The 10,424-nt window shown below is 57.1% G+C and carries 7 protein-coding genes and 1 pseudogene; 1 reads left to right on the top strand and 7 read right to left on the bottom strand.

Annotated features, from left to right (window positions below):
• Window positions 1–10: 10 nt before the first annotated feature.
• From Pan189_RS01810 to Pan189_RS01820, 3 genes are all read right to left on the bottom strand, one after another.
• A complete protein-coding gene (locus tag Pan189_RS01810; protein WP_145362261.1) occupies window positions 11–3,454 on the bottom strand; it encodes a helicase-related protein in 3,444 nt (1,147 codons plus the stop codon).
• Window positions 3,455–4,090: 636 nt separating this feature from the next.
• Complete coding sequence (locus Pan189_RS01815; protein WP_145362262.1) at window positions 4,091–6,313, bottom strand: recombinase family protein; 2,223 nt, start codon at window positions 6,311–6,313, stop codon at window positions 4,091–4,093.
• 315 nt (window positions 6,314–6,628) lie between these two features.
• Window positions 6,629–7,987 carry a hypothetical protein gene (locus Pan189_RS01820; RefSeq protein WP_145362263.1) on the bottom strand — a complete coding sequence of 453 codons (1,359 nt, stop codon included), beginning with the start codon at window positions 7,985–7,987 and terminating at the stop codon, window positions 6,629–6,631.
• Between the two features lie 143 nt (window positions 7,988–8,130).
• Between Pan189_RS01820 and Pan189_RS21155 the strand changes: the two genes are divergently transcribed.
• Window positions 8,131–9,555 (top strand): phage integrase SAM-like domain-containing protein, encoded by a 1,425-nt coding sequence (locus tag Pan189_RS21155; protein ID WP_310820947.1) that lies wholly within the window; start codon window positions 8,131–8,133, stop codon window positions 9,553–9,555.
• A gap of 26 nt (window positions 9,556–9,581) precedes the next feature.
• Here Pan189_RS21155 and Pan189_RS21160 read toward each other — a convergent pair whose 3' ends face one another.
• The 4 genes and pseudogenes from Pan189_RS21160 to Pan189_RS01835 all read right to left on the bottom strand — a co-directional run.
• Complete coding sequence (locus tag Pan189_RS21160) at window positions 9,582–9,716, bottom strand: hypothetical protein (protein ID WP_310820948.1); 135 nt, start codon at window positions 9,714–9,716, stop codon at window positions 9,582–9,584.
• Window positions 9,717–9,762: 46 nt separating this feature from the next.
• Entirely contained in the window at window positions 9,763–9,948 is a 186-nt protein-coding gene (locus Pan189_RS01830) for a hypothetical protein (protein WP_145362265.1), read from the bottom strand.
• A gap of 90 nt (window positions 9,949–10,038) precedes the next feature.
• A complete protein-coding gene (locus tag Pan189_RS21165; protein WP_310820949.1) occupies window positions 10,039–10,182 on the bottom strand; it encodes a hypothetical protein in 144 nt (47 codons plus the stop codon).
• Between the two features lie 29 nt (window positions 10,183–10,211).
• Window positions 10,212–10,424: pseudogene (locus Pan189_RS01835) on the bottom strand (ThiF family adenylyltransferase); the annotation flags it as partial.

Consider the following 10,424-nt stretch of genomic DNA (forward strand, 5'->3'; position numbering starts at 1 on the left):
CTTTCTGATATCAAGTTACTTGAGCGACCGAGATCGCGTCTGGACCAATCCGATAATGCTCCACAGCCATCACAGGCTGCCAGCCCAGCCGAGCGGGGTCTTGTACGATGTGAAGTTCCGGCGTTCCCGCGCAGTTGAAGACGGCGTACAGCCAGTAGTCTTTTTTCATCCGCTCGGCGGTCCGGTATTCGTTCTCGCTGAGGGCGACGATGCCGACTCCGGCTCGGCCTTTGACTTCGATGAAGCGGACTTCAACGAACGTCTGCGGGTCGTCCGGGTGGGGTCGCCGGGAGATCAAATCGAATCCGCGGTTCTCGGCTTCCACGCTTTCGACAACCCAGCCCCGTCCTTGTTCATGGCGGGTGGCGATGTCGACCGCGATGCGTTCGATTTCTTCGTCGCGCACCATCGGTGCAAAGTCGGGATTGCTGCGATCGGGATGAGGCGTGATCCATGCCCGGCCGAGGTGGTGAATGTCCGAGATGGAGCTATGACGTTCGAGTTCCAGTTCCTGCCGCCGGGTTTCGAGCCGATTATTGAGGGTGTCGAGATGCTGCTCGGCCTGGGCGATCAATCCGTCGAGCCCGGGAATTGTCTGCCCTTCAATCTGGCGATTGAGGTACTCACCCAGTGTGTGCTGGCTCCGATCGATCAGGGCATTGAGGCTGATTTCGACGTGACGTTCGATTCGTTGGATTTCTCCCAGACGATCGGCTGCGACCTCTTCGCCCCACGGCTCCAGTGCGCGCTCATATAAAAATTGTTCAACCGACTGCCGACCGGGCAGTGTGACGGCATCGCCCGGACCAGCCGCCCCGGCCGGAGCGGGGGCAACATCGAGCAGGATTGTCGGTTCGTGGAGCGTCATTTCACCGCCGAGGGCTGTTTCCACCGCGAACAAGCGGCGATGTAGAGTGCGGCCACGGCCATCTTTGACGGAAGCAGCAAAGACGTCGATCAACGACGGGTCGTCTCGATGCAGGTCATAGAACACCGCTCCTCGATGAAGATGATCTTCCGTCCGCTGCAGGATGTCATGGCGTACAACCTCAAATAGAGGATGTCCGGGAGTGACCCATTCCAGCGTTGGATCATCGCGCAGCCGTTCTTTATCGAACACGACCTGTTTGTATTCCCGGCCGAGCCGCCCGAAGCGATCTTCCTGCGCATCCCCGATCGGAAGGAGATTGCGAGGCGTTTTCCCAACGCGGTAGATATGACTCTGCTTGCCAGTTTGTTTCGCCCGCATTCCGCATTCGGGCGCGGCGTCGACGAAGAATTGCTCGATGACTTCAGGAACCAGGCGCCGCTCCCTGGCTTCGGCACTCTTGCCGACCATTGCGGAGAGATTGAGTTCCTTCTTGGCCAGCCCCTCGAGCGTTGATTCGGTGATAACGCGGAACTTCTCCGGGCTGACGTCGCGGACGATGCGATCTTCAATCTTATGGACGTCCGTTTGCCGGGCATACATGTCGCGGAGCAGCCGTTCGAGCTGGTTGGCGGGGAAGACTTCGCCGACGACATCAAAGACTTGATCGGACCCCAGGTCGTTGCGGATTTCCTCCAGTCGATCCAGCAGCTTGCGAAGGACTCGTCCCTCGCGTGTATTCAGGGCAACGAAATTAAAGACCAGACAGTCTTTCTCTTGGCCGTAGCGGTGAATACGACCCACGCGCTGCTCAAGCCGGACCGGGTTCCAAGGAATGTCGAAGTTGATCATTAACCAGCAGAACTGCAAATTGATCCCTTCGCCAGCCGCCTCGGTCGCCACGAGCACCTGACAGCTCTCTTTAAACTCTCGTTCGGAATAAATTCGGGTACCGGGGGTGTCTCGATCCCCGATCTTCATCCCCCCGTGAATTTGGGTGACCGTCAATCCCCACTCGATGAGTTTGCCGAGTGGCCGACCGTCTTTGCCGTCACCAACGAGGAAATCGAGCGTATCCTTGTGTTCGGTAAAGATCAGCAGCTTCATCTGCGGATCGTCGAAAATGCCCTCTTGATTGAGGACAGCCTGCAGCTTCGTCAGCTTGGTTTGATCGTCGCGATCTTCGAGCTCGAGTGCTTGAGTGACCAAGTTTCCAAGGCTGGCGATCTCTTCCCGCAGGACAACGGGATCGACGGACAACACTTCGTTTTCGAGTTGGTCAACAATGTGCTGCTGTTCTTCGGCATCCAGGTCGTCGAAGTCTTCGGGCATACGACGCTGAATCTGTTCCTTCCGGTAGGCTTCCGGATCAGAAAGAATTTTCTCGCGACGAGCTTTCATGCGCTCGAGACTGCGACGAACGGCATAGATGGAAGACGCCATGCGCCGCTGAAGCATGGCCATCGTAAATCCAACAGCGCGTCCGCGGGCGGACTGATCCTGTGCCGCAGCAAAAGACTGATCCTCCACATACCGTGTCAGGTTGTCATAGAACTCCAGTTCGTCCCCATTGAGTTCAAACGCCGCACTGCGAACCTCCCGCTTAGTAAACAGCTTGTGAACCTCCCCCGTGTGCGGGTCAGGAAACGAGACCAATGCTTCTTTAGTCCGACGTAAATAGAAAGGGGCCTCCTGCTCCCGCATCGCCTGTTCGAGGCTTTGAATGCTGCCGTAGACGTCCGCGTCGAGGAGAGCGAGGAACCGCCGAAAGTGATCGGGATCACCTTTGTGGGGCGTGGCGGTCATCAATAAATAGTGGTCGGTCATTTTCGAGAGCGACTCACCAAGTCGATAGGCGTACGTCGAATGGTCTTCACTACGAGCGCTCATTTTGTGCGCTTCATCGACGATGACTAAATCCCAGCGAGATCGAAGCAAGCTTTCTCGAGCATCTTCCACGATAGATACCCAAGAAACGGACGTTACCGCCTGATCGTGGTCCTGCCACGGATTCTGCCCGTAGTTTTCGCGGAGGACGGTGCCACGAATTACCTTAAAATTCTCACGGAACTTGTCTGCCATTTCACGCTGCCACTGAAAGGTCAGGTTGGCAGGGCAAACAATGAGAACGCGGCGGACGAGACCGCGAGCCTTAAGCTCTTTAAGCAGGAGACCGGCCATAATCGTCTTACCGGCTCCTGGATCGTCAGCGAGCAAGAAACGGATCCGGGGCAGTCTGAGAAAATAGCTGTAGACCGCTTCGAGCTGGTGCGGCAGCGGGTCGACTCTCGCGATAGAAAGTGAGAAGAACGGGTCGTATTCGTAAGCCAACCCAAGCCGATGGGCTTCGACACCAAGTCGAAACATACGGGCATCGCCATCGAACGGTTCGCGCTCGGCAGATACTCGTAATTGACCAAGCTGCGCCGCTGTCAAAACCGGATCGTGCGTCATTCCGCTATTGCGGCCGCGTCCAATGACCTTGAGTGACGTGCCCATTGGCACGGTGGCCAGAACCTCGATTGGCTCAGGCAATGTCGGGCCGGTGACGATGCTACCGATCCTGATCTGATTTGCGACGGTCATACTCGTCTCCACCTGCACGACAGGCGGCCCCACGTGCGCAATTCGAAAATCGCTCCCAATAAGGCAGCGGGCATTCCCAAAAAGGAATGGCCCCTACATTGCCCGAAGACCCGGTCCACGCCGGCGTTCCAAAAGTGTCGCGATAGTGTACGTTTTTGGTCTACGAGTTTCACCGCAGTCTATTGCAACGGAATTAGATTGCGCATCTGCAACTGTGTTCGTACCGTTGGTGCAACACGTTGACGGGCGGCGGTTCACCATCAAGCACGGAATAACGGTTTTCGGTCCCCTTCGACCTGATCTCCAACCACAACGTCGGGAGCTGCAAAATGGTGATTGTTGCGAGAATTCGCAGAGAGCAATCCAGTCCGAATTGACCCGCCGACGCGACATTCGACAGCAGAAGCAACGAATCGAGCAATGCGATTTTTCCCGGGAATGGCCGAATATTTCACAAACTCTTCTCGGATCGTATCCGGTACATGACCATGTACTGATCACGTACCGGGAATCGTTGACCCAACGCTTTCGTTCCGCAAGCCCTTTCCCGTCAGCGGTTTACATCATCCCTCTGTCTGCAATAGCTAAGAAAAAATCCGGCGTGAGCCGGCTCTGAGAAGAAATCTCCCTCCGACGTCACGCCGCTCCCGAAGAAGAGTCGCGGCGTCGCTGCTCGGCAATCCGACGAGCCTTTCGGATGGTCGGCTCCGATCTGCCAAACTCGGCCTCGGCAGATTTCATCGTGTTCCCTTGCTGCAGGAAATGGAACACGGCTTCAGCGTTCTGCTTCGCCCAGTTCGGCTTGCGAAGTGCCTTCACGGCAGCGTCCGTGCCATCGAACCCATGCTCGTCGCGGGCGATCTCCAAAGCCTTCCGCAGGGTCGGGTACGACACTCCGAAATGCTCGGCCGTCTGCTTAACGGACCGACGAGTCGAAATCCGATACTTGGCGACTTCGACCGCATGTGCCTCGGGCCAGGTTTGCTTCTCGGGGAGCGTGAGCTCGATGGTCTTGAAGAACTCCCCGCCCAAATGCCCGAAGCGATCGTGACCGGTCGCGAAGTCCATCGTCGAGTCGAAAGGGTCGGTATCCAGATCAAAGTCGGCTTCGGTCTGGCGATGATGGAGTTTTCGTCGTCGTGGTCCGAAGGCGGGCTCGTCCCGATCGCACGATGTGTCGTCTCTTTCGATCTGCTCTGCCTGGCTACCGGCGAGACACAGTCGCAATTCGATCCTTCCATCGGAGTGCACGAAGACCCCGTCGACGAAGGAATTAAGCCCCACGTTTACCGCTGACGCGGATTCTGATTGCAAGTGCCGAACGACTTCTCGGATCGACGCGAGAATTTCATCCTGATCGACGGCTCGAGATTTCTTCTTCAGGTCCGCGTCTAAGTCGGAGAGTTGCCGGTCGATTTCCGTTAGCCGATCGTCAATCTCGCGATAATCTTTCCGCAAATCCGCGCGGAGCGGGCTATCCGACGGTTCGTCAAGCAGGGCTTGTCGAATCTGCTTTTTCCGCTCTTCGCATTTCAGACGCTCAGTGGAGAAAGATTCTCGCCTCTTAGGAAGGTCGGTTTCGTCATTATTAAGATCCTGTTCGACCGCGTTTATTAATTTCGTAACCCACGGACACTCGGAAAGCTCCTCATCCGAGAGGCGCTGAAGTTGCGAAAGGTTTGCAAGCCCGAAGAATTCAGCCGCGATTTTTTCGAAAACGGCCGCGTTCAAATCGGCAACCGAAACTGAGCATCGGTTGCAACAGACCCCGCTGAAAGTGTCGCCGCAGCGATAGCGATCGTACCGACGGACCTCTCCGTTCTTCTTGCTCGTGTACTCCGGACCCGAAATTGTCGCAAGCACTTTCCTGCACTCGGCGCAGCGAACCAATCCTGCGAGCGGGTTCTTAATTGCAACGCCGGGAAAGCGGCCCGTCGATGAGTTCGGCTTGCGCGAGCGTCTGCGACGTTGTCGCTGTACTCGGTCGAATACCGCCTGTTCGACGATGGGTTCGCAGAAGTTGTCGTTAACCTCCCACTCGTCTACGGGCTTCGCGACGAGTGTTTTCCGGTCATTACGCATCTCGGCTCGCGTCTTTCCGAGCGCGTAGCGACCGACATAAATTGCATTGCGGAGCCACTCGCGAATGGACGATTCCTTCACTTTCGCTCGTAACTCGGGATCGAGCGACTCGTCGTCGTGAATTGCTCGGACGATTCTGGTCGGCCCGAAGGCTTCTCGATCTGCCAACTCGAAGACTCGACGTACGATTGCAGCTTCTCGCTGGTTCGGAACGAGCCGATGATTAGGCCGCCCGTTGGCCCCCGTGCCGGCCGATTCAAGGTCGTATCCGAACGGCACCGGCCCTCCACGCCACCGCCCTTGCCGGACTGCATCGCGTTGTCCCCGTCTTGTTCGGGCTCCCTTTTCACGATTCTCGTGTTCCGCAAAGAGAGCCTGTGCTCCGTACGTGAACCAGCCATTACCGCTGTCGGGATCCGCGAAGTCGTTGCTCGCCGAAAAGAGCTTCACGCCAAGGTTCCGCAAGGTTCGAACGAGAAGCGTGTAGTTCTCTCGATCTCTCGAAAGGCGGTCAACGGAGTCCACGACGACTGCCTTGATACGGCCGTTGAGGCCCTTGATCCGATTGAGCATCTCCAGGACAGCGGTTCGCCGGAGTATTGCTCCTTTAACCGCTTCGTCGTCGAATCGATCGACGACACGAAACGGCAACTGCAATCGCTTGATTGCCTTCTCGATCTCAATTGCTTGCTGATCACAGCTTCGCTCATTCTGCGCGTCGCTTGAATATCGGGTGAGGATCACGACTTCGACTTGGGATTGCTCAGTGTTCTTCATCGTTAATCTCCGTGAGTTTTTGACGCCGACGGCGGATGCCGTCGGCGATGGCTTTTGCGAACAGTCGAAGAGCGTCTTGACGCCATCGGCCGGTCAGTTCCGCGTCAGAGTTGATCTGAGGTTTCGCTTCTGTTTCTGTTCGTTGACCGGGTACAGATTGATTCACGTTGCCTCCTTGGCATCGCTGCGTGTAAGAATTGCTGGGATTGGTTCACAAGTGGTTCACAGGTTCAATCGAACTCGGTGAGCGCATAAAAGAAGCCGACTCCAAGAGCCGGCTCGAAAAGATTTTGAAACGTCTTGTCGACTGAGGCGCTATACGACGCGGACTTCCTCCGGATCAACTTTCAGCTGGCATTGCTGCGTTCTCGACTCAAGCAATGCACCAATCAGCGGGAACTTCTCCCGAAGGCGTTTGCAGCGGGTCGGTAACGTGCTCGCGCTTACGGGAATAGCTCCGTAAAGTTTTCGGGCTAATACTTCAGAGCCGCCCGATGCACTTGTGATGAGCTCTTTTAAGAGTTGTTCTTCACCCTGCGTAAAGGGAATTCGTCCAGTGCTCTCCGATTCGATTAAGGTTCTTAATGACTTGCCGTCGACCCAGGCATCAAACGGATTCCTGCGGAGCACGACTCGGTACCGCCCGATCAAATCGTCGAGATTCTCGGCGTCCTTATTCTCATCGGCATAGAGCCGCTGGGTACGCTTAACCGCCTGTTTGAGATGATCGAGAACGCTGTTTCTGTTACTGCGGACGTGTGTGCGAAGTAATCCGCCAGTCGCTAAGACTGACTCGTCTAACGGCAGCCACGAAAGATCGGGGTTCGGAGACAAGGCCGCATAGGCCTGCGTCAACACGCAGCAGGCGTCTCGGAGCGGAAACTCCTCGTGTAGAAGGACGTCTGCTCGGATCGCATCAATCAATTGATTCAGACTCGAAACGTCTTCGTAAGCTTGCATAACCAAGACGTCGGCCCGAAGTTCCACCGAGAGCTGATTCATCCGCGATGAGAACCAGCGCAGATCGCCCCTGATCGCAAGAAGCCTCGCGTCGAACTCACGCGCGACCAAGTCGCCAACATATCGGGTGCGGCCGGGGAAAATCGGGTGAAAGCTGCCGTCCTGAAGTCTTACAGTACTCCCATTCTCATCCTTCGCGTCGATGAATTGCGTTTGATGAGCAAAGTAGCCCCGGGTATCGACGAGAGGGGTCTTCTGCCAGTCGGCGAGTGCCGCCAAACATTCCGAAACCGGATCAATCGGGATCGCCGGCGAGGCCTGCTGCCTGAGCGCACGTGTGCCCTCCGCCGAAAAGGTGAATTTCTCCACGACTTGAGAGCGGAGTACCGGCTTGATCAACAGCGGTCCCCGAATTCGCTCTTCGGTAAAAGCGGCCCTGAGTGATTCGACCGTTCGCTCCACGCGACCGGGCAGCTTGTCGATCAGTTTACGGACCTCACTGCCCGAATCCGGCGCGAGTGTTCGGAGTGAGTGCGTCGCGAGCGACCGCACTTTCGGCCGTTTCACCAGATCAGCGGCGTATGGCCGAAGGTCGGTTTCCAGCCACGCGGTCAGGTCACCGTCCCCCCTTTTGAATTCACGGTGCAACGCGTGAGGGTCCACGTGAAAGCCGAGTGCTTCGTAGCTTCGACTAATAACTGCAGCGTCTTCCATCTGGCTTCCGTCCTAAAATTTATTGTCGTTCACAAACATTCGCGCCTTCCGTGAACCGCCTGTGATCGGCTTTCCGTGACCATTCCCCTTCCTCGGATAGAGCAGCCCGAGGTCAGAAAAATTTCGCGTCACGGATTCTGCCGATGTCTTTTCAAACTCCCGCCGACAGTGCCAACGCGTCGGTCGACTGGACCAGCCGCTATGGCGAGCGACACCGCTGGCGACGTATTAATGATTTTCCTGACGGGATTCGGCGTCCGGAGAAAGTCCGAATCTACAGGCGAACCTCGCATTATATCCTGCAGTGGTGGTCGAAGTCGCTCGGAAAGAACGTCTCCGCACGCGTTGATGGCGACTTGCTCGACGCTTTGAGCCGAGCCCGTGAAATCGAATCGGCCATGGCGACAACGGGAGAGTCGGAGTCGGGACGAGGCCGCATTAAGATTTTGGATTTGACCCGGCGGTATCTCGAAGATGCTTCGAAGCGGGCAGACGCGGGCGAAATTTCCCCGGCGACTTGCCGGCGATATCGCTCAGCGGTAGCGCACCTCGAAGAATTTGCCGGCAGTGCGGAGGTGCAGCGGAAATACCGCTGGGCCAGCGAGGTCGATCGTGAATTTGCCTCCGAATTCGCAGCGTTTTTGCGGAAAAAGGCGGTTTCCGCGAACGGTCGGGGCGACGGGGGGCGGCCGATGAAATCAGCCGACTACGTGCTCGCCACCTGCCGGGCCTGCTTCGCTTGGGGCATCGATCCGGACAGGGGCGGATTGCTTCGATCGAATTTCCGGAACCCGTTCCGGGACGCGGCGAAATCTCGTCGGCATGCCACCGATCTATACACGCCGCTTCCGATCACAATCGAAATGGCGGTCGAGTTCATTAAAGACTGCTCTGCCGAAGAACTTCAGATGTTTGTTCCGATCATCCTGTTCGGCCTGCGGCCTTCTGAGGTCTGTTTTTTATTCCGAGAGGACTGCCGGTCCGACAGTTGGTCTGTGAGATGCCATCCGGAGTTGGAATATTACACGAAGGGCCGACGCGATAAGCGGTTTCCCGTCACGAATGAGTTAAGTTCGATTCTTGAGACTCTGCGTGGAAAAGACGATCTCGGATTGTATCTGCGCGTCTCCGGGTCCGCGGCTCGCCGGAGCCCGAGCCGCCGAGGCCTAATCCAGACATTTTCGTCGGCCGCCTCGAGGCCTACGGCAATGTCATCCGAGAGCCGCCTGAAACTGCGTGACCGAATCCTGCGCGAGTCGGGCGCGTTTGACTATGACCGTCTCGAAAAGCGATTCCGCAAAATCAAAAAACGGCTCGGGTGGCCGGATACAGCGACTCTGAAAGGTTTTCGGCACCTGTTCGCCTCCGCGATGGAGGACGCGGGCGTCTCCGAGTCGTACCGCCGATATTTCATGGGGCAGGCTCCCGGCAAAGCCCCGATCAACGCCTACACACACCTGACGAAGCTACACGAGCAGTTCGGTCGGCTGATTCAACGTGAGTACCTGCCAATCGTCGAAGCTCTCAGAATGCGGCTGGGAGCGGACGAAAAAGCCAACGCCGCCTGAGATGGCGGCGTCGACTTGGATCAAGATTAATCTTGCCGTTTTCTGCGCCGCCCATGCCGGCGCACGACGTTATAGCCTTTCCGGCTGCCGGTCCGTTTCCCTGCGCGGTACAGCCAGTAGCCGATACCGCCGATTAAGGCGATGTAGAACAGTTCTTCCATAGATTCTCCGTTTGGTTTCGTGTGGACCTTCCGCGCGATCACGGAATTAAGGGTTTCGATTGACGCTCGGCTGCGAGAACAGCGACGTGTTCCGCCGGAGGTCGACGGCGTCCCAGTCGATGTAGGGGCCGCTTTCGTCCCCTTCATCCGGTCCGAAGCCGCGGTGCTTGATTGTGCGGACGGTCTCACCGGTGGCGCGGGCGACGGCCCGGTTCAGGTCATTCGTGGTCATGGCTGAAAGCCTTTCAGGAATTAAAGAAGGCCGCCCCATTCGCGAGCGGCCTTCGGTATCGGTCAGGATTAATCGGCTAAGCCACGCGGCTCAGCCGAACATGTTCTTAAGCACCCAGTAGGCCAGCACAAGGGCGAGCATCGCGAGCACGAACTCGATCACCTCTCCCATGTCGCGAAAGCCCAGAATGCCGACTTGAACCAGCACGTTCACCGCGAGGGCGAACAGCAGCATCCGCTCGAAGATCTGGTTATCTCCTTTTGTTAATTTGAGGGGTGGCCGACGGTGAGTTCCGCGGCCGTTAAGTTCAGCGTCTGCTCCGGCTCCGTCGGGATGCCGCGCAGCCAGCGGACGTACTGGTGCAGCATTAAGCCCGCGGCGATGTGGGCGGTGTAGATCACCCCGCGGGACGTGCAGCTGCCGGCTTGAGCCTCGTCTTGGGTGAATAGCGTCGCTTCGTACCGCGGGTGATCGTT

The sequence above is a fragment of the Stratiformator vulcanicus genome, from assembly GCF_007744515.1.
GTDB lineage: Bacteria > Planctomycetota > Planctomycetia > Planctomycetales > Planctomycetaceae > Stratiformator > Stratiformator vulcanicus.

Coding starts and splice junctions, on each gene's coding strand:
- Pan189_RS01820 (WP_145362263.1), bottom strand. CDS start 7,987: ATGGAAGACGCTGCAGTTATTAGTCGAAGCTACGAAGCACTCGGCTTT.
- Pan189_RS21165 (WP_310820949.1), bottom strand. CDS start 10,182: ATGCTGCTGTTCGCCCTCGCGGTGAACGTGCTGGTTCAAGTCGGCATT.
- Pan189_RS01830 (WP_145362265.1), bottom strand. CDS start 9,948: ATGACCACGAATGACCTGAACCGGGCCGTCGCCCGCGCCACCGGTGAG.
- Pan189_RS01810 (WP_145362261.1), bottom strand. CDS start 3,454: ATGACCGTCGCAAATCAGATCAGGATCGGTAGCATCGTCACCGGCCCG.
- Pan189_RS01815 (WP_145362262.1), bottom strand. CDS start 6,313: ATGAAGAACACTGAGCAATCCCAAGTCGAAGTCGTGATCCTCACCCGA.
- Pan189_RS21155 (WP_310820947.1), top strand. CDS start 8,131: ATGTCTTTTCAAACTCCCGCCGACAGTGCCAACGCGTCGGTCGACTGG.
- Pan189_RS21160 (WP_310820948.1), bottom strand. CDS start 9,716: ATGGAAGAACTGTTCTACATCGCCTTAATCGGCGGTATCGGCTACTGG.